Origin of the sequence: Leptonema illini DSM 21528, from assembly GCF_000243335.1 — a bacterium.
GTDB classification, from domain to species: Bacteria; Spirochaetota; Leptospiria; order Leptospirales; family Leptonemataceae; genus Leptonema; species Leptonema illini.
Genome location: NZ_JH597773.1, coordinates 52,793 through 72,574 on the forward strand (window position 1 = coordinate 52,793; position 19,782 = coordinate 72,574).

Annotated in this window: 18 protein-coding genes; 4 read left to right on the top strand and 14 right to left on the bottom strand. The window is 55.2% G+C overall.

Features of this window, described 5'->3' with window-relative positions; genetic code table 11:
• Genes LEPIL_RS00280 through LEPIL_RS00295 form a run of 4 tightly spaced genes read right to left on the bottom strand, consistent with a single transcriptional unit; the run spans position 1 to position 3,905 of the window.
• The gene (locus LEPIL_RS00280; RefSeq protein ID WP_002768799.1) at positions 1 to 1,359 is read right to left on the bottom strand and encodes a hypothetical protein; all 1,359 of its coding nucleotides are present in this window, start codon (positions 1,357 to 1,359) and stop codon (positions 1 to 3) included.
• Positions 1,360 to 1,400: 41 nt separating this feature from the next.
• Complete coding sequence (locus tag LEPIL_RS00285) at positions 1,401 to 1,793, bottom strand: DUF420 domain-containing protein (protein ID WP_040918002.1); 393 nt, start codon at positions 1,791 to 1,793, stop codon at positions 1,401 to 1,403.
• Between the two features lie 52 nt (positions 1,794 to 1,845).
• A complete protein-coding gene (gene fliM, locus LEPIL_RS00290; RefSeq protein ID WP_002768803.1) occupies positions 1,846 to 2,874 on the bottom strand; it encodes a flagellar motor switch protein FliM in 1,029 nt (342 codons plus the stop codon).
• Between the two features lie 47 nt (positions 2,875 to 2,921).
• On the bottom strand, positions 2,922 to 3,905 hold the full coding sequence (locus tag LEPIL_RS00295; RefSeq protein WP_143464764.1) for a hypothetical protein: 984 nt from the start codon (positions 3,903 to 3,905) through the stop codon (positions 2,922 to 2,924).
• Positions 3,906 to 4,065: 160 nt separating this feature from the next.
• Here LEPIL_RS00295 and LEPIL_RS00300 point away from each other — a divergent pair, with 160 nt between their 5' ends.
• Positions 4,066 to 4,626, top strand: coding sequence for a Uma2 family endonuclease (locus LEPIL_RS00300; protein WP_002768807.1), 561 nt, complete (start codon positions 4,066 to 4,068; stop codon positions 4,624 to 4,626).
• A 76-nt stretch (positions 4,627 to 4,702) separates the two neighbouring features.
• Here LEPIL_RS00300 and miaB read toward each other — a convergent pair whose 3' ends face one another.
• Entirely contained in the window at positions 4,703 to 6,085 is a 1,383-nt protein-coding gene (gene miaB, locus LEPIL_RS00305; protein WP_245826897.1) for a tRNA (N6-isopentenyl adenosine(37)-C2)-methylthiotransferase MiaB, read from the bottom strand.
• 97 nt (positions 6,086 to 6,182) lie between these two features.
• Here miaB and LEPIL_RS00310 point away from each other — a divergent pair, with 97 nt between their 5' ends.
• Positions 6,183 to 6,842 (top strand): hypothetical protein, encoded by a 660-nt coding sequence (locus LEPIL_RS00310; protein ID WP_002768811.1) that lies wholly within the window; start codon positions 6,183 to 6,185, stop codon positions 6,840 to 6,842.
• 109 nt (positions 6,843 to 6,951) lie between these two features.
• On the opposite strand, the gene LEPIL_RS00315 is transcribed toward LEPIL_RS00310, so the two are convergent.
• The 7 genes from LEPIL_RS00315 to LEPIL_RS00345 all read right to left on the bottom strand — a co-directional run bounded on the left by LEPIL_RS00315 (position 6,952) and on the right by LEPIL_RS00345 (position 14,733).
• Positions 6,952 to 7,905: a Gfo/Idh/MocA family protein gene (locus LEPIL_RS00315; RefSeq protein ID WP_002768818.1), complete on the bottom strand. Its 954-nt coding sequence runs from the start codon at positions 7,903 to 7,905 to the stop codon at positions 6,952 to 6,954.
• A gap of 126 nt (positions 7,906 to 8,031) precedes the next feature.
• Positions 8,032 to 9,138, bottom strand: a complete 1,107-nt coding sequence (dnaJ, locus tag LEPIL_RS00320) for a molecular chaperone DnaJ (RefSeq protein ID WP_002768820.1) — start codon at positions 9,136 to 9,138, stop codon at positions 8,032 to 8,034.
• Between the two features lie 100 nt (positions 9,139 to 9,238).
• The gene (dnaK, locus tag LEPIL_RS00325; RefSeq protein ID WP_002768821.1) at positions 9,239 to 11,143 is read right to left on the bottom strand and encodes a molecular chaperone DnaK; all 1,905 of its coding nucleotides are present in this window, start codon (positions 11,141 to 11,143) and stop codon (positions 9,239 to 9,241) included.
• Positions 11,144 to 11,186: 43 nt separating this feature from the next.
• Positions 11,187 to 11,840: a nucleotide exchange factor GrpE gene (locus LEPIL_RS00330; RefSeq protein ID WP_002768823.1), complete on the bottom strand. Its 654-nt coding sequence runs from the start codon at positions 11,838 to 11,840 to the stop codon at positions 11,187 to 11,189.
• Between the two features lie 40 nt (positions 11,841 to 11,880).
• Positions 11,881 to 12,975, bottom strand: coding sequence for a heat-inducible transcriptional repressor HrcA (gene hrcA / locus LEPIL_RS00335; protein ID WP_040918006.1), 1,095 nt, complete (start codon positions 12,973 to 12,975; stop codon positions 11,881 to 11,883).
• Between the two features lie 211 nt (positions 12,976 to 13,186).
• Positions 13,187 to 13,699, bottom strand: coding sequence for a tetratricopeptide repeat protein (locus tag LEPIL_RS00340; protein ID WP_002768827.1), 513 nt, complete (start codon positions 13,697 to 13,699; stop codon positions 13,187 to 13,189).
• A complete protein-coding gene (locus tag LEPIL_RS00345; protein ID WP_040918008.1) occupies positions 13,696 to 14,733 on the bottom strand; it encodes a hypothetical protein in 1,038 nt (345 codons plus the stop codon). The genes LEPIL_RS00340 and LEPIL_RS00345 overlap by 4 nt, the downstream gene beginning before the upstream one ends.
• A gap of 7 nt (positions 14,734 to 14,740) precedes the next feature.
• On the opposite strand from LEPIL_RS00345, the gene LEPIL_RS00350 reads away from it, so the two are divergent.
• Entirely contained in the window at positions 14,741 to 15,766 is a 1,026-nt protein-coding gene (locus LEPIL_RS00350; protein ID WP_002768830.1) for a metalloenzyme domain protein, read from the top strand.
• Between the two features lie 5 nt (positions 15,767 to 15,771).
• On the opposite strand, the gene LEPIL_RS00355 is transcribed toward LEPIL_RS00350, so the two are convergent.
• Both LEPIL_RS00355 and LEPIL_RS00360 read right to left on the bottom strand, forming a co-directional pair.
• Positions 15,772 to 17,061 carry a tetratricopeptide repeat protein gene (locus LEPIL_RS00355; RefSeq protein WP_002768832.1) on the bottom strand — a complete coding sequence of 430 codons (1,290 nt, stop codon included), beginning with the start codon at positions 17,059 to 17,061 and terminating at the stop codon, positions 15,772 to 15,774.
• Positions 17,058 to 19,025: a hypothetical protein gene (locus LEPIL_RS00360; RefSeq protein WP_002768834.1), complete on the bottom strand. Its 1,968-nt coding sequence runs from the start codon at positions 19,023 to 19,025 to the stop codon at positions 17,058 to 17,060. The genes LEPIL_RS00355 and LEPIL_RS00360 overlap by 4 nt, the downstream gene beginning before the upstream one ends.
• A 70-nt stretch (positions 19,026 to 19,095) precedes the next feature.
• Between LEPIL_RS00360 and LEPIL_RS00365 the strand changes: the two genes are divergently transcribed.
• Positions 19,096 to 19,734, top strand: a complete 639-nt coding sequence (locus tag LEPIL_RS00365) for a class I SAM-dependent methyltransferase (protein ID WP_002768836.1) — start codon at positions 19,096 to 19,098, stop codon at positions 19,732 to 19,734.
• The last annotated feature ends 48 nt before the right edge of the window (positions 19,735 to 19,782 follow it).

Here is a 19,782-nt window from a genome sequence, read left to right on the forward strand (position 1 = left end):
TTAAATTAAACCAATACGCCTCATTCTGTCAATAAAAAGCAGAGCTGCGACATGCGCTCCGGCTACGAGAAAAAACGTCCCTTCGTGCCACCCCTGCCCTGCTCTGTAGTCGGGAATTACCGCATACCAGAGCAAAAGCATCGGAAAAAAGGCAAGAATCCTGTGTGCACCGCGCAAAATCATGAACGGCACGAACCACAGGAAATACCAGGGATGAAGTGTAATCCTCCATAGGAAGTATAGCGCAAGGAATATCATCCCGAGCGGCCACATCTCTCCAGGTTTTCGCACAGGCATGCGCATTCCCGGATGAAGGAATCCGAAGAATGTCAGAGCCAGGACAAAAACCGGAAGGAGGAACAGCCGGTAAAGGGCCTGCCCGTCATAGACCGAATAACCCAGTCTCTCCAGCACATAGACCGCCGGATGATAGGCCGTCCACCAGTTTGAGAAGAACTGCGTCTGTTTGAAAAAGCCGAGCGCATCCTCTTTCGTCGGCCACAGAATCATAAACGAGAATATGGCCATGAAAAACAGCGTTATGCATGCCGTTATATAGTAGGTCTTTCGGCTTTTATGAGTTCTATCAAGCCATGCCTGAAGCGTTATAAAGATGCCTTCGGGCTTGATCAGCGGCAGAATTACGGCAAGCATGCCTGAGCTCCCCGAAAGAAGAGCCAGGGCACCGAACATGCCCTGCACGTCTGCATGCAGAGATGCGCTGAAGACTAAGAATGGGGACGTTCCCATTACAGAAAGCAGCGATGCGCGATGACGCCGAGAGAGACGTCGCCATGCCAGCAAAAATAACGCTACGGTTACTGCGCTCCAGACCGCCGCAAAGATCACACGTGCCGGAACCACGCCCCCCAGCCAGTAAAACAGGCTACCGGCAAGCCAGGCCTGCAACTGAGTAAAAGGAAGATAGATCGTCTGCCTGTGCGCATGATTGGGAAGCAGATCAAATCCGGCAGGCGGCGGAAGATCGACTGGCGGTAATCGATACACCGGTCTTCCCTGCACAAGCTGCAGGCCGTCGTAAACATGCCTGATCCAATCATCTGAATAGTAAGTCAGCGGAAGAAGCATCCACAGAATAAAAAGAGCGAAACCGAGCAGTCTGAGGGTTCGTGCATGTGGATGCAGCAGAACAATGGCGGCTCTTCGACGCAGGAAAAAAAGATCAAGCCAGACGAGAATCGACAGGCACAGGATAAACACATTGGAAGAGACGCCAGGTAGCAGCCTCAGAAATAGCGCCATGCAGACGATGTAAGCGATGTAAAACGGCCAGATACTTCGCCGGCCTTTTGAATCCCTTTGCAAGAGGCGCCCGGTCATGATCTGCTCTTTGAACACGTCCCCCCTCCACATGCCCGCTGCTCGCAGAAGATCCCGGGCTACGATGCTTCGGTCGTGAAGAAAAGCAGGCCTGTGATATACGTAAAGAGATAGAGAACGATGAAGATGAGATGTAGCCGTACATGCCGCTTCCTGTCATGTCGCAGCCCCGTCCAGGCCATGACAAACATCAACAGAAAGGCCGTACTTGCGACAAAGCGATGCACGAAAATCCAGAATGGAGAAACCGTCGCGATAAAGCCCGCCGCCTCACGATCGCCCAGATACAGTACGTAAACAGAGAAAAGCAGGGCCAGCGCCGACAGTAGATTGGCGAATATGCCCATGATCATGAAAGGACGATGCAGCTTCAGTCTCTTTCGAAAGATATATCCGAGTGCGAAGAAAACGACCGAGGCCGTCATGCCGGTATTGACGATGATCAGAGTCACGGGTACAGTTTCACAGGCGCCGTTTTTGAAGCAAGAAGAACAGAGGTTAACCTCAGGTATCGTCGTCGTCCCGCGTCGAAGAAAGCAACTCATCAGGAATATCGTCGATGCCCTCGCCTACCTGAATCGCCAGGCGGTTGCCCACGCGTCCGGGAATGGCGCGGAACTTCTTACGGTCGCCCACTTTCACCGTGAAATCAGAGCTGATGCTTGTGTTCGTGAGTTTCACAACGTCGCCCATCTGAAGCTGCAGCACATCCTGCATGCTCAGATCAACCTCGCCCACCTCGCAACGAAGCGGAATCTCGACCAGGTCAAGACGCTGCTGGATGACGGCTCGGTTCTCGTCGGAATCGCCTTTACGAATCGAAGAATACCAGTGCTGCGCCGAAAGCTTCGAGATGATCGGCTCGATCGTAATGTAGGGAATACAGAGGTTCGTCATGCCGTCCACCTCGCCCACCTTCGTTTCAAATGAGATGAGAACGACCATGTCGTTGGGGTGAACGATCTGCGCGAACTGCGGATTCGTCTCGATGTTACCGAGACGCGGTCGCAGATCGAGGACCGTGGACCACGCCTCACGTAAGTTACCGAGAATGCGCACGATGATGGATTCCATTACCGAACGTTCGATGTCGGTGAGTTCGCGTGAGATCTTCGCCGGATCGCCTTTGCCGCCGAACAGTCGGTCGATGATCGTAAACGAGATGCCCGGATCGATCTCAAGGATGGCCGAGCCGCGCAGTGGATCCATGTTGATGATGGCAAGCGTTGTCGGGTTCGGAATCGATCGCGTGAACTCTTCGTAGGTCATCTGATCGACGGAACCGACGTGAACGCCGACCAGGGCGCGCAGCTGAGCCGAAAGCGCCGTCGTCGTGAGACGCGCAAACGTCTCGTGCATCATCTGGATGGTGCGGATCTGGTCTTTCGAAAATTTATCGGGACGGCGGAAGTCGTAGATCTTGACCGTTCGCGTATCGGCGCGAGTCGAAGAAAATTCTTCAGTCGCCTGATCGCCCGATTGAATGGCCGCCAGTAGCGAATCTATCTCATCCTGTGTGAGGATATCGGTCATGCCTTTGCGCCTTCTTTCAAGATCGTATTCATATACGGAATGTCAAATCATTTGTTCTGAACGGCTGCGACGACCGAAGTGATTTTCCACTGAGATCCCGGAGCACGATCAAGATAGTAGTTGTACATATATTCGACGCGATACGATCCGCTCGAACGAAGCGCCAGCACGTCGACGCGCATGCGATCCGGCGTCTCCTGCACGCCGCGAAGAATGCGAAAGCGGCGCAGCGGATCGGTGGGGCCCGATTTCAGATACTCGGCAAACCTCTGCAACACCACTTCCTGCTGCTGCTTCGACGAACGCAGATACTGGCGGGCAAACATATCGTAAGATAGGATGAACTTACGAAGATCGACGTATTTCAGATATTTCTCCGTTTTACCGGCCATCTCGGCGGAGAGGAAAAGATAAACGGTCTCTTCGGCGTCCGGACCTGCTTCTACGGCCGTATTTTCGGCCTCATCATATACGAAGGGCGACGTACGCTTTTCAATGCGCAGCTTCAATCGATTCACCGTGCGAAGCATGATATCATGACGGGCATCGGGCAGAAAGAGGCCCGATACGCGATACTCCCCCGGCTTCAGATCATAATGCCGATCGAGATACAGCCTTCTCTCAAACGTTTCGCCGGGCTGAAGCTGTATCTCTCGCGTCCGATCGCCTGCAAGGTCAACCGGATGATTCTCAAGCACATCATCATCGGGATCGAAACGCCGGGCCGGATCATCCCCCAGCTCGCGGCCGTTTCGGTCGAGCACCTCAAATTGAAAGCTACGCTCTTCGGGCGTAAAGGGATACAATCTGACCGTGCGGTGACCGGCATTCGTAATGCGAAAAAGGATGGCGATGGGCTCGTCTTCTTTAAAGACCGTCTTTTCGAGCCACAGGTTCACCTTGATGTTGCGATTGACGTCGTTTACGTTACGATCGCCTCGCGCATCGGTATCGACCTCTGCCATAAGCAAAGTCGGCAGGAATCCTGCCAGCAGCATAAGAATGAAATGCAAGAATCGGCGCGCGCCCATACCGATTACAATATCGGCCGGGACGAGCGATTCAAACCGAATTTTCCCGGCCCGCCCGGGGATTTTTGCGACATAATCGATGCCCTGCCACACGTCCCTGTGCGACCGATGCGGGTAAAAAAGGATTGCAAAGCGTTCGTTTCACCGCTTTCCTCGATTCATGGCAGCGTCCCGCTCCACCGGCTTGCAGCACTATGAAGGCCTCCGGGTTAGCCGGGAGCAGTATCTCGGCCTGCCTGACGACGGTCACAAGTACGACATGATCGATGGAGTCCTTCACAGGTCCCCTTCTGCGACACCGGAGCATGGATGGCGGCAATCCCGCTTTGTGCAGCTGTTGAATAACTATCTCGACGCCCACCCGGTCGGACGCTGTATGATAGAGGTCGATGTTCTTCTGCCAGACGGCGGCGATGTTCTGCGCCCCGACATCAGCTTCGTCGCAGCGGAGCGTCTGCATATTCTGCTCAACCAGATCCACGGAACGCCCGATCTCGTCTGCGAAATCCTGTCAGAATCGACTGCCGAACGCGATCTCGGCGAAAAGGCGCGGCGCTATTTAAAGAACCGCGTCGTCGAATACTGGATCGTCGACCCGTTGCGACGAAGTATCCAGCTCCTTGTATCGCAAGGTAGCGAATGGAAGCATAAAACGGGAAACGTTCTGCAGAGCGAACTGCTCAGCGGGTTTCAGATCAACGTAGAACGCTTCTTTAATTGAGTCACAGCCGGTCGCATAACCCGAAAACCATCGAGTGGTTCTGAGAAGTGTTCTTTGCTGAACGAATGGGCTCGTTTCATTGCACGAACGAAACGAAGCGTCCGCGAAGCGTCGCCTGGCTTGAGCTTTCCACAACGATGCGCGCCAGCCTGCCCTGAGCCTGAAGAAAATCCAGCTGCAACTCAGCCGGCACCGGCATGACGACGACCTTTCCCGATTCGGTGCGGCCCATCCACTCCTTATCTGAGCGACGGCTTGGCCCTTCAAGAAGGATGTCATACTCGCGGCCATGATCGGCGCGATTGCGTTCGCCCGAGATGCGCGTCTGAAGGGCGATCAGCCGCGTCAACCGCTCCAGCTTCACCTCTTCGGGTACGTCGTCGGCGTATTGTTTCTTCGCCGCCGTATGTTCGCGCTCCGAGTAATGAAACATATAGGCCTTCTCATAGCCGACCTTTTCTACGAGATCAAGCGTCTTCTGAAAGTCTTCTTCGGTCTCGCCCGGAAACCCTACGATGACGTCCGTCGTCAGCTCGACGTCGGGCACGATATCGCGGATCAACGAAACAAGATCCATATACTCTTCTGCCGTATAATCCCGGCGCATGCGACGCAGCACCTCAGTGGAGCCGGATTGCACGGGCATATGGATGCTTGAGCAGAAGCGATCGGTCTCGGCCATCAACCGGAGCAGCCTTTCGGGAAAATCATGCGGATGCGGCGACGTAAAGCGAATGCGTCGGATGGACGTTTCATCAAGCAGCCGCTTAACCAGATCGGTAAAGTCTCCTCCTGATTCATGTCGATACGAATTCACGTTCTGCCCGAGCAGAGTGATCTCGCGCACGCCACGTCGATCGATGAGGTTCTGCACCTCTCTGACGATGCTTCCGGGTTCGCGGCTGCGTTCCCGGCCTCTCGTATAAGGCACGACGCAGAAGGTACAGAAGTTGTTGCATCCGCGCATGATCGTAACGAAGGCCAGCGGACCGCTGACGACCTCAGGTTCGAGCTCTTCGTATGTCTCTGTCGATGAGATGCGCGTCAGTTGATAGGAACGGCCGGGTTCGTCGCGCATGCGGTCGATGAGCTCGGGAAGATTGCGATAGTTATCCGGCCCGAGGATCAGATCGACGGGCAGACCCATAGCAAAAAGATCTTCGCCGAGGTTCTGCGCCATACAGCCGAGGATGCCGATTACAAGCCGGGGATTACGCTTTTTCAGATAAGAGAGCGATTGCAGCCGACCGTAGACGCGCTCATGCGCCTTCTCGCGCACGGCGCAGGTATTGAGCAGAATGACGCCAGCCTCTTCTTCGCTGCGTACGGCGCTGTAGCCCCGATCTTTGAAAAGCGAGCGCACGATGCCCGAATCGTATTCGTTCATCTGGCATCCGTAGGTTTCGACAAAGATGTTGCGGTCGAGCTGATGGCGCTTTTCGCTCTCATCGCTTAGAATACCGCTCAGGATGTCGGGCTGAAGGGATGGCTGCTTCACAGGAGTCAGAAAAAAACCATTTGTCCTCCGGGGAAACCCTATTTTCCTGCCAGATTGTATGGCATCCCGCCCCCGCATCGATAAATCCCTCAATACCGAAGAAATCGCCTACCTCTTCAAGTTCCTCGACGAGCCGCTCACCTCTTACGATTGCGGCACGCTCTGCAAGGATCAGTACAATGGAGTCCCCTACTGCTGTAGCTCCGAGCATGCAGTGCCGCTCCTTTATAAGGCCGAGTTTACCTACCTGAAATCGCTCGGTGATCTGTGGCATGAATGGAAGCCTGTCACGGCCGACGATAAAGAGCTGAAGAAGTCAGAGGGCAAGGATCAGATCTTCTGTGAATGCAAGGGCGTCGCTCATTGTGTGCGCGACGAGCGCAGCATCTCCTGCCGAACCTTTCCTCTTGAGCCCTACATCGACCGCCGCGGCGTCTTTGTCGGCCTCACGTTCTTACAGGAGTTCACCGAGAAAGATCCCGACACGGGCAAGATTAAATGCCCGCTGACGCGGAAGGCGAAAGACATCCGTCAGGAAGCCGTCGACTCCCATTTTATGTTCTGGGAAAAGATCATGCTGCGAAGAGCCGACGAATACGAGACCTATGTCGATACGTCAAAGAAGCTCAGGCGAGATCGTGATCGCTCGGGTCGCACGTTCACCGTGCTTCTGCCCTCTCATCTGAAAGATTCGAAGCTTGTGAAGCAGTATATGTGAGTCACATAACCTTTCGCACTGACTATCCTGCAGACCATCTCACAAACGGCCTCCAATAAAAAAGCCGGAGCATGCTCCGGCTTTTTTAAACTCTCAAGCCATCTCGAGCTTACCCGTGAATCTGCTTCAGAATCGAATGGGCGATCTCGAGCGTGCGCACGTCTTTGTAACCCGGCACGATCGGCTCCTGCTCTCCTGTAATACAGGCAAGGAAGTGCAGATGTTCCTGACGCAGAGGGTTATCCTTATGCACGAAGATCTTCTCGACGAACGATTCCTGGCGATACTTCAGTTCTTCGCGCGTCATCAGGTAGGCCTGCGACGCCATGCGGTGAATGTCGATATCCTGTGTAGCGAAATCGAGGATGATGTAGGCCTTCTCCTGTGTGATGGTCAGCGTGCGGATCTTATTCTGCGTCGCCCGGCTGGCGCTGATGTTGGCCACACATCCCGACTCGAACTGTAAAACGGCGGCGGCCACGTCTTCGTGACGGGTAAAGGCCGACGTTCCCGCTGCAGAAACAGATCGAATCTCGTCGCCGATCAGGTTAGTCACGATATCGAGGTCATGGATCATCAGGTCGAGAACGACGCCGACGTCGGCGATGCGCGGATTGAACGGTGAAAGGCGACGGGCCTCGATCAGGAAAGGTCGCTCGACGACCTTCTTCAGCTCCATTACGGCGCCGTTAAAACGCTCGACGTGACCCACTTGAAGAACGAGATTCTTCTTCTCGGCAAGCTCCACAAGCTCACGTGCCTGCTCGACGGTTTCGGTCATCGGCTTCTCTACAAGCACATGCTTGCCGCGCTCGAGACACTTCTTTGCGATCTCATAATGATACACCGTCGGAACGGCGATGATCAATGCGTCGGATTTCTCGATCAGCTCGTCGATATCCCTGAATCCAGGAATATCGAAGCGTTTGCTGATCTCGGCCAGACGGTTCGGATCGGCATCAAAACAACCGGTCACCTCTGCCTGGGCAATATTTACGATAACGTTCACATGATACTGGCCCATGTGGCCTGTACCGATTACACCGACCTTCAGTTTGCTCATACCGGTCCTTTTTTTTCCCGGTGAGCATCGTTACAATCCTTTAACATTGGCTTTGCGAAGCGATGAGAAACAAAAAAGCAACGCAAAAGCGTTGCTTTTTTACAACAAGCTATCTCAACAGAGACGTTACGGCCTTGAGAAATTCTCCACCTTCTCGCCCATCTTTTCAAGCTCAGAATCAAGCTCTTTAATCAGATCCTTCGCTCGACCGTTCAGCGACTTCGGAATCAATACATGAATGATCACGTGTTGATCTCCTCTACCGCGGCCGCCCATCATCGGCATGCCCTTGCCTTTCAGTCTGAAGATCTGATTGCTCTGCGTTCCGGCAGGTATCTTCAGCTTAGCCTTCTTGCCGTCAATCAGAGGCACATCGATCTCGCCGCCGGCAAGCGCCGTCGTAACGGCGATATTGGCGATAACGACAAGATCATTCCCCTGCCGTTCAAACGTAGCATGCCTCTTGATATGCGTGACGACGTAAAGGTCTCCAGGAGGACCGCCGTTCGGACCGGTCTCGCCTTCGCCCGACACTTTCAGGCGGCTGCCCGTTTCGACGCCGGGCGGAATGCGGATGTTCAGCGTACGCCTCTTCTCTTTCACGCCCTGTCCGTTACACGAACGGCACGGATCTTTGATGATCTTTCCGTTTCCGCGGCACTGCGGACAGGTCGTCGTCACCGAGAAGAATCCCTGTGTCGTGCGCACCTGACCGCTGCCCTGACAGAGAGGACAGATCTGCGGACGGCTTCCTTTCGCAGCGCCGGAGCCTCCGCAATCCTCACAGGCCTCGTTGCGCGGTATCTCGACCTTGATCTCCTTTCCTTCGGCGGCCTCTTCCAGAGAGATCTCGACGTTGTAGCGAAGATCCGATCCGCGGCGCACGCCTCCCTGCGAACGATAGCCGGCCCCGCCGCCGAAGAATTCCGAGAAGATGTCGCCAATATCGCCAAAAATATCAGAGAAGTCGGTGTAGGCGCGGTAGCCGAAGCCCTGTCCTCCCATTCCATCGACGCCGGCCTTGCCGTATCGATCATAGGCCTGACGCTTTTCAGGATCGGATAACACCTCGTAGGCTTCCGTCGCCTCTTTGAACTTCTCCTCGGCCGTTTTGTCGTTTTTGTTGCGGTCGGGGTGATACTTCAGCGCCAGCTTCCTGTACGCCGACTTAATATCGTCCACCGATGCGCCTCGTTCGACGCCGAGTATTTCGTAATAATCGCGATCTGCCATCGTTCCTCTGCGTTCAGCGGTTCTCCGCATCCGGGTTAGTCAGGACGCCAGGCGCCCTGCATTCCTCAACAATCGGGCGGGGCTTACCCCGCCGCAAACATCACTTCTCATCATCGACAACGGTATAATCCGCATCGACAACCTTTTCTCCAGAAGGAGCGGCATCAGGCTCGCCCTGCGCAGCGGCGCCAGGCTGCGGACCGGCGCTCTGCGCTCGACCGGCGATCTCGCCGATCAGTTTGCCGAGTTCGTCCTTCGCCTGATTCAGCGAGACAAGGTCCTGTGAATCAAGCGCCGTTCTTGCGCGTCGTACGGCGTCTTCGGCCTTCGCCTTCTCGTCGGCCGGCAACGCTTCGCCAGCCTCAGAAACCGCTTTCTCAACGGCATAGATCAGCGAATCGAGTTCGTTACGGGCTTCGATCGTCTCTTTGGCCTGCCTGTCTTTCTCGGCGTTCGCCTCGGCGTCGCGGACCATCTTGTTGATCTCTTCTTCCGTAAGACCGCTCGAGCTCTCGACGCGAATCTTCTGCTCTTTGCCGGTGCCCAGATCCTTCGCAGAAACGTGAACGATACCGTTTGCGTCGATATCGAACGTGACCTCGATCTGTGGCATGCCGCGCGGCGCCGGAGGAATACCCACGAGATCAAAGCGAGCCAGCGTGCGGTTGTCGCGGGCCATCTCGCGCTCGCCCTGCATGACGTGAACCGATACGGCCGTCTGGTTATCCGCCGCCGTCGAGAAGGTCTGACTTTTGCGAGTCGGAATCGTCGTGTTACGCTGAATCAGACGTGTGAAAACGCCGCCCAGGGTTTCAATACCCAGCGAAAGCGGAGTCACGTCGAGCAGAAGAACGTCCGATACCTCGCCTGCAAGGACCCCGCCCTGAATGGCGGCGCCGACGGCTACTACTTCGTCAGGGTTAACAGAGCGGTTCGGCTCTTTCTTGAAAAGATCTTTTACAAGATTCTGCACGGCCGGAATACGCGTCGATCCGCCGACAAGGATAACCTCGTCGATATCGGCCGCGGTCATACCCGCATCGCGCAGGGCGTTCTCGCACGGAATGCGGGTACGCTCGACGAGGCTCTGCGTGATCTGATCGAACTTCGCACGGCTCAGGCTGAGATTCATGTGCTTCGGACCGGTCTGGTCGGCCGTAATAAAAGGAATGTTGATCTGCGCCTGCATCGTGCCCGAAAGCTCAATCTTCGCCTTTTCAGCCGCCTCTTTCAGACGCTGCAGAGCCATCTTGTCTTTGCCGAGATCGATGCCCGACTCTTTCTTGAATTCCTCGATCATCCATTCCATGATCGTCTGGTCGAAATCGTCGCCGCCAAGGTGCGTATCGCCGTTCGTCGACTTGACTTCATAGAGGCCGTCGGCCAGTTCAAGGATGGAAACGTCGAACGTTCCGCCGCCGAGGTCATATACGGCGATACGAGAGTTCTTTCCTTTCTTATCAAGGCCATAAGCGAGAGCGGCCGCCGTGGGTTCGTTAATAATACGCTCCACTTCAAGACCAGCGATACGGCCGGCATCTTTGGTGGCCTGACGCTGTTCGTCGTTAAAATATGCGGGCACGGTAACGACGGCCTTTGTGACCGGATGACCGAGATACGCCTCAGCCGTCGCCTTCATCTTCTGAAGAATCATGGCCGAAACTTCTTGCGGAGTGTAGGATCCATGATCGGTTTCGATCTTCACACCGTCGTTACCCGACTTCACGACCTTATACGAAACATACTTGAGTTCTTCGTTGATCTCAGAATAGCGACGTCCCATGAAACGCTTCACGGAGCGGATCGTATTCGCCGGATTCGTAATGGCCTGGTTCTTCGCAATCTGGCCCACAAGACGCGTTTCGGCGTCGGTCAGCGCCACGATGGACGGCGTGGTGCGCGTGCCTTCGGCGTTTGCTATGACGATCGGATCACCGCCTTCCATCACAGAAACGCAGGAGTTCGTTGTTCCAAGGTCGATTCCAATAATCTTTTCTTTTGACATAGTCTGTATCCTCTACATATCGAAGCCTGATTGCCGGCTTCTTTTAGTTTGCATTTCCTTCTTCGTTTTTCGCTTCCTGTTCCGCATCCTTTCGCTTTCCGCGAATCACCTTTACGGTCGCCGGACGCAGAACCTGACGTTCTCCACCATCTGAAATCTGTACATAGGCCTTTTTATACACATGCTCCACCTTCTCGCCCTCGAAGCCTTCGCGCTCTTCCAGCTCGACGGCCTCCATCAGATACGGATCAAAGTCGTTACCCGCATCGACCTCGGGCCTGATGCCTTCGCGACCGAGAATGTTCAGGAATTCGCCGCGAATCATGTCGACGCCGATTACGAAATTCTTAACGGCCGGATCTTCGGTCGGCGCGGCGAGCACCAGGTCAAGGTTATCCACGACCGGAATCAACGAGCGCACGAAGTTTGAAACGGCCGACGTTCGCGCCTTTCCCATCTCTTCTATCATACGTTTGCGATAGTTCGAGAAATCGGCTCGTTCGCGCGCCCAGTTCTGCTTCGTCTCTTCAAGCTCGGCCTTCAGGGCCTCGATCGGATCAAGAGGCGCCTCGTTCGATCCTTCGGCTTCTGCCGCTCCCTGCTCTTCGGCTGCATCGTCTTCAGGTCTTCCCTGAGCCTGCTCGATTCCTTCAAGCGTCTCTTCAATTCCCTGTTCCTTTTCCTGCTCTGGATGCATCGTATAACCTCTCTCAATCTCCCTCTTTTTCCAGGGTTATTCACTTATTCATGCGGGTCATCATTCCCGAGATAATAATCCTCAAATATTCAAGCACACGAACCACCCTGCGATAGTTCATGCGATTCGGGCCGACGACGCCCATCGCTCCGATGTTTTTTTCGCCCATGCGATAGCTACCGGCAAGAATCGTCAGGCCCGACAGCGTCGGATTCCGATCCCCTTCGATCGTGACTGCGATGTCGTCAAGATCGACGGCCCTGCGTAATATGCCGCGAAAGATGTCTTTCATTTCATAGATACGGGAGACGTTGAGCTCGGGAGAACCAAGCTCTTCAACGACGCGGTCAAGGCCCGTAATAAAGACGTCGTTCCTCTGTCCCATCGAAGCAAAATGCACAGATAGCGTCTTGAGAAGAAGGCTTGCATACTGATGCAGCTCTCCTTCAAGGCCCACCGGACGCTCGCCTAACTGGCGTTCCACGTCCTGGAGATCGAGGCCCTGAAACTGCTCGTTCAGATAACGCGATATCTGCTGCAGATAGCCGCGGGGAATCCGATCCTCGATGGTGATGTTTTTCGTATAAACGGTGCCCGATCGGGTAAGAATGACCATGAGGATCTCGTCGGGCCCGACGTCGATGAGCTCGATATGTTTGAGAATCGTTCGTTCGGCCGATGGCGCCACGACAAGCCCGGCATGATTCGTCAGCATGCTCAGGATCTTGCTTGTCGCCTCAAGCACGTCTTCCATCTGAAAATTGCGACGCAGATACTCTTTCTGGATGGCCATCTGCTCTTCTTGGGCCGGATCAAAGGGCGGAAGACGAGCGGGCATTCTCGTAATAAAAAAGCGATATCCGCGCTCGGTCGGGATGCGACCCGCAGAGCGATGAGGAGCAAAGAGCATGCCTTTTCGGCTCAGCTCGGCAAGAATCGAGCGGATGGTGGCCGAACTCAGGTTCAGATCAAAGGACTGCACAAGCTGAAGGCTGCTGATCGGCACGCCGTTCATGATGAAGGCCTCAATGACAAGGCACAGGATCTCCTCCTCCCTTGCTGTGAGGTGAAAGTTCTCGACCACAGAACTGCCCGGATCGGCCGGGATCATCATATAACCGGATCTTTCTTCCATAACTCAAAAACTAAAAATCATTACGATTTCAGCTCACCGACCACCGCCCTGGGCATCGAGCCCGGGCTCCTTCCGACACGGGAAAGAGTTCTGGCCGGGAAGCAACCACCTCAACCGACTGCCAGGACGGCATTAGCAATCGACAGATGCGACTGCTAATCATCAGGTAAAAAATAGGATATCGGGGCTCGGGTGTCAACTCATTATTGTCTCAAAAAGGATCGATTGTGGCAATTCGGATGTAAGTCTGCTTTCTCAGACGTGCCTCTTCATACCGCCCCAGTTCATCAAGGATGGTGATCGAATTATAGAGAGCCTGGTGAAAGGTCGGATCGAGTCGCAAAGCCCGATCAAAGGCGGCAAGCGCCAGTTCGGATTGATTCAGATACCATAGCGCCATGCCAGCATAGAAGTGGCGCCAGGCGAGAGCCTTCTCCTGCCCCGGAATCCCTTCGTAGATGCGGATGGACTCTTCAAGCATACGCAGGGCCCGCCTCAGATCGACGACATAGTCGGCCGATTCTCGCCGCATGAGCAGACAGCGCACCAGGCCCATCTTCAACCGATCGCTGGTCGGTTCCTGGCGGAGCGCTGATTCGAAAACCGGGCAGGCCGCGTCGAACTGCCCCTTCTTGAGGAGGGCTTCGGCGGCCTCTGATTCGGCCCGGAGCCCTCCGGAAAAAAAGAGCAGGCATACGGCGACCGAAACGCAGAGGCGCCTCATAGCACCGCCGAGCTGACAAGGTCGGCGCTGACCGGCATCTGAAAGGAGCTCACCTCGATGCCAAAGCCGGCGGCAAGCTCGCCGACCGTCTGCAATAAAGGCTCAGCAGGCGAATCGGGGGTCAGCAATATTTTCAGGCCATCATGACGCAGGCGCAGAATCAGAACGAGGCGCTGATGAGAGAGGACCCGGCGCAGTTCTTTCAAGAAGCGGTGGCAAACCTGTCCGTCGACAAGTGAGCCGAAGTGAAACTGAACAAGACGCGCACCGTCAGCAAGGTTCAGGAAGGAACGCACCTCGCGGGCCGCCGCCTCATAGATGTTACGCCTGAGATGGGAGCGCTTCTCTTTTTCGAGATACCGAACAAGCAGCGGATGGATCCAATCAAGGGCCGAACGCAGCTCCTCGACCGGTAACAACGGAGGCTCCTCGTCAAAGAAAAAGACGAGCAAGGCCGGGGCCGATCGATCCTCCCGCGGAATCGAAACGACGCCGCCCAGAGAGGCCAGGAATTCTACCGTAAACCTCTTCGCAAAAAAGGGATTCTCTTTCAACGAACGATCGATGACGAATGACTGAACGGAGTCTCTTGTGAAAAAGGGGTCGCGCGCCGATACCCAGAGGTTCTGACGCTGCGCATCGTCCAGGCCGGCACTCAACAACAGACGAAATACCCCCTCCTCCCTGGAAAAGAGAAGCACCGCCGATCCAAGAGCCGAAAAACGTCGGTTCCAATCGCCGAGCAGCGACTCCGGTAGCTCACCTTCTTTTTCTACATAGAGACGGGCAACGGAGCCGGCAAGACCGGTCAGCGGAGGGCCGAGCTCCTCGAAACGAATCGTCGTTTCAGGACTCTGCGTTCCGTGGCGCTGAATCGAACGGGCAAGCTCCTTCAGTTCGTCGGTGAACACCCTGTTGCGAATCGGTGGATGCCTTTCGGCCCCGGCCTTTTCTGGAAGGCTCCGCATCCTTTCACGCAGATGCAGGGCCTTCCAGAACGCCGGATCCTGCCATTGGTCTAATTCATCGGCCATAGAGATTATGGAAAAGCTTTCTATTCATAAGCGACGCGGCAACGAAAAAAACTTTACCCTTGTCGGGCCGTTCTATTTAAATGGAACTGACGTGAGCGTTATCTACTTCTTCATTGACGGGATCGGCATCGGGCCAGACGACCAGGCGACCAACCCTTTCTCGCGGTATGCCACCTCGGTTCTCTCGGTCTGTTCGGCATCGTCCCGTGCAGATGCGCTCAGCCGCGACTTCCTGCTGCTCCCGCTTGATGCTGCCATGGGCATCGATGGCCTGCCTCAATCCGCAACAGGGCAGACAAGCCTCTGGACGGGCGTGAACGCTCCGCAGCTGCTCGGCCACCACCTGACCGGCTTTCCCGGACCGACGCTGCGTGCGGCCATTGAAGAGCATTCGATCTTAAAAAAATTCAAAAACGAAGGCTTCGCAGCGACTCTTCTCAATGCTTACAGCGAAAAGTTTTTAAAGAAGCTCGAAAGCATGCCGCGCTTTGCAAGCGCCTCGACGCATACGCAGAAGGCCTCGGGCCAGCCGCTTTTCACGCTCGCCGATCTTGAGGCCGGTCGTGCTCTGTATATGGATATCACGCATCAGATCATGCATCAGTACTATCCTGAAACGAAAGAGCGTTTTCCCATCGTTGATGCTCACACACGAGGCGCCGACCTTGTGCGCATCGCACAGGATTATGAGCTTGTGATCTTCGAGTACTTCCTGTCAGATAAGGCCGGGCACAGTCAGGATTTCGACGCCGCGCAATTCGTTATTGAAAGCCTCGAGACCTTTATTAAGGGTATCTGTGAGGCGATGGGGCCCGACGATACGCTCATCATTTCGTCGGACCACGGGAACCTCGAGGACCTATCGACGAAGACGCATACGCATCACCGCGTGCCGCTTCTGGTATACGGCAGGCTCATGAAGGATTTAGCCGGCGATATGCAATATCTCTACGACATCCCCCGGCGGCTATACGAGATTTACGGCTTCGCCCTGCCCCCGCTCATTCTACCGCAGCGCCCCCGGGCCGGTTAACGTCGTTACGGCGTCTGCTTCTTCAAGAAGTTCTCGGTCTCCCGCATCCACTGTTCGGCGCGACGCGTATAATTCCCGTCGGGGAATTCCTGCACGGCTCTATTGAAGATCATATAAGCGGCCTCGTACTGCTGCACGTCGAAGAGCAGGATTCCCTTGCGAACAAGAGCGGCCTGATCAAGAGAGGCGTCGGGATTGGAAAGGACGCGATCGAACTGAGCATGCGATTCGTCGCGATCCTCAAGCGATGCATAGGCCTCGCCTGCTCTGAAAAATACATGTTCGAGCTGTCGGTAGATCTTATTGCGCAGCTTCACGTCTTTCAGCTGCTCGGGCGAGAGGCCGTTCAGAAGATCCGCCGCTTCCATGAAAAGCTTGAGCGCTTCACGATGATTGTTCTGCCGCGTGAGGTTGAGTCCCTTTGCATACAGCTCTTCGGCTCGCAGATAATCGGCCGGCTCTGTTCGCGCCCCCGGAGAAGCCTTCTTCGGTTTATCCGTGCCGGCCGGCTTCTTCCTGTCTTTCCTATCTTTCTTCGTGTCGCTCTTCTTCGGCTCTTCTTTCCTGAAGATGTCGTCGGCAAGGTGTACGTCAAACAGATCGGGATCGGATTCCGTCATATCGGCGAAGCGACGGGCCGACTCCCCCGAAAAAGCCGCATGAAAGTTGTCGGGATAATACTCAACGGCGATGCGATAGCTCTTCTTCGCCTTCGTACGATCTCCCTTCTTCACGTAATAATCACCGAACGCCGAATGCACCCGAGATTGAATAATTCGATCCGTCGTGCGCGAAAGAAGAGACTGCAGAATAGAGCGGCCTTCATCTTCATGACCGGCCAGCAGAAGGATGCGTCCCAGCAGAAAATCGACGTTATCTGAAAGAGATCGATCGCCGATATCCTCTCGTTTCAGGGTGCGCAGATGTTCGAGCGCTCGCCGGTCGTCGCCCAGTCTGTAAAGCGCCGAGGCCAACCCGAATCGGGCCACCTGATTGACTTTGCGATCGGTATCATAAGAAAGGATGTTCGTATATAGCTCCATCGCCTTTGTCGCAGAATCCTTCGAATTCTGACGCAGATACTCTTCGGCGCGCAGCATGTCGCTTCGCAGCTCTTCTTCGGAATACGGCTTCGGTCGCCGTCCCTCGCCGCGATCGTCGGCAAGAGCTCCATCTGTGATTCTCTGCCCGGTGAAATCGGCGCGCATGCGGCCATAATCGAGGCCGACGACAAGAACGCCGGCTGCAAAGAGAAGCAATCCGCCTGTCAGGTAATAGATCTGTCGGGTATTCATCTTTTCATCCTTTCAAGACTGATACGATACCAGAAGAGGGCTCGCTCGCGATCATGTGCCTGGGCGACAGGATCTTTGAAGATCTCGCGAGCCTCTTCATACTTCTGCAAACGAAACTTCACAATACCGAGATAGAAAAGCGCCTTTGACCGCAGCTCTTCAGTAAGATCCGTACCGGCAAGATAGGCGTCGAGCTGCTCTTCGGCCTCTGTATAACGCGCCCCCGTAAAGGCCCCGGAGAGGATCTTCTCAAGTCGCGCAGCCGCATCTTCTGTCGGCCTCGACTCTTCTATCGTCAGCGGATGTCTCGAGAAGTATACGGCAATATACGTCTTCGTCGCCGGATCATATTCGGCCAGACTGTAGTAGTGATCGCCCGCTCCGGGGTTACGATCGACGGCCGCTCCGTCCGAAACGGCAAAGTCACCGAGCAAAACGGCCTTTGATTGCAGAGCGGCAGGATCGTTAAGAGGTTCTTTTGCGCGAAAGGCCTGTATGCGCGTCGCCGCAGATCCCGGAACGACCTTCCAGTTCAATCGGACGTTTTCACCCTCGGGAATGATCTCGAATCCCGAGATAGCCGACTTCAGAGCATCATCGGGCTTGGTGTCGTCGGGTTTGGTATCATCGGGCTTCGTATCGGTAGCGGTGTCAGCCGTATCCGTTCGCGGAGCCCGCAAGCTCACGCCGAACATCGTAAAGGTACGACCGGCCTGGAATACGCTTAACAGCTCGCCCGACGTCGTAATCGGAAGCAGAGCATAATAGTACGTGCCCGCACCAAGTCCGCTGTCGCGAAAGCCGCCGCTGCCGGGAGATGCCGTTCCCAGCTCCTTTGAATTCGCAAGGATCTCGGCAGACGTAATCGGCATCGTATTACGAAAGACGCGATACTCTTTAACCGTCGGGCCGGGATCAATCCAGATCAGCTGAATCGTATCGCCGCTTGCAAGAAAGGCCGTCAGCGACTCGGGCAGAAACGTATCATACCGCACCTCAAGCTTGGGCCGTCTGTGCGTGTGTTCGATATAGGAGGCCTGATACTTCAGATCTCTGTAAACCTTGCCGGTAATGGCGTCACGCACGGCGATGCCGTAATACATACGCTTCCCTTCGACGGCTCCTTCATCTGTGAAGAACGGAGTGCCCTCTCGCACCTTGCCCAGGTTAACGGCACGATCGATTCGCTCGGCCGAATCGATGGGCTCGGCGCTGCGAAAAATCTCGTATTCAATGCCGCGAATGGGCAGGCCCGGCCAGTTCAAGACGACTCCCTTTTCGGTGTCAAGGGCGGTCAGACTTTTGATATAAAAGTCCTCAGGCTTCAGGTTCGGATCGCGATCGGACTGTGTGGCCTCGGGCTTCTGTGGATCGGCAGGCTTCGATTTATCCTGCCTGTACACCATAAAAGGCACGACCGTATAGTTCTGACCGGGCTTCAGTTCCAGCCGTCCGTCACGCGAAAGCTCGAATGCCGTTACGACGGCATAATAGTACACGCCTTCGGGCATATCCCGGTTCAAGAAAACCTGCGTTCCCGCTGCAAGAGGCGGCGACGTCAGGTTATAGGCCTCAAGAAGGATGGCACGATTGGCAATCGGCTTACTGTAGCGAACGACATAGATGGGCGTTGAGGCGTCAGGATACAGATCCCACGAGATCTTCGCCGTAAAGGGCTCGCTGGGCTCGGGCACGACGGTCAGGTTACGCACTTTAGGATACCCCGGATCAGCCGGATTCATTTGCGGATTGGTCGTGTTGTTCGCGTTTGGAGCGGTTTGAGAATCGGGTTTTGTCGAGCTCGGGCTGCCGTCTCCCGTTGCCAGAGGCAGCGGATCGATGCCCGGAATGTTCTTCGCCCTGTCGGCCCCCGCAAGCAAAACGGGCACAAGCAGCGCGCAGAGCAAAAAAAGATTCCGGATAGCCAAAAAGGCTTTTGCCGATTTTCCCGATTTCGCAATCATGACGTTCTCCTTGAATATCGGACTGCCTGAGAGCCGAATTCAACCATCAAAAAAAGAGTTTTTTTCCAGAATGCGCGGACTGCCCTACTACGAAGAATCCGACTACCACCGCTACCTGCTCTCGCCGGCGCGGCGCGACCTCTTTCCCGTCGACCCCATCCTCGATGCCATCGAGTGGCGCGGCAACGAAAACGTGCTCGATTTCGGCATGGGCAACGGCTATTTTCTCAGCGGATTGCTACGGCGCACCGCTCCGAACGGACATGTGTGGGGTGCCGAATCTCAGGAGCTGCTCATCGACTACATTCTACGAAAAAAGGTAAAAGAAGACATCGAGCGCTTCACGCCCTTTTATGTGGAGCGGACGGAGCATCCGCTGCTGCCCGATTGGATCCCCATGATGGATATCATCTTCTGCTCGATCGTGCTCTCTACGTTTGCCGATCCGACATTGCCCATTAAAAGCGTGGGACGTGCCATGAAACCGGCCGGCAAGATCCTGATCGTCGACTGGGAACGCGTCGAAGCGCCATCGGGCCCTGCTCTCGTGCAGAAGATGTCGCTCGACCGCATGAAATTCTGCATCAACGAAGCCGGATGCCGTATCATGAAAGAATGGAAGATTAATCCGTATCTCTATGGCCTTGTCATCGAAAAAGATCCGGAGCTTTTCGAAGAGCGGCACTTCCAGGACGCCGTTGAAAATTAAGGCCCGCCCGCACCCCCTGCGTCCGGCGCGTGGCGCGATCCTGCGCCA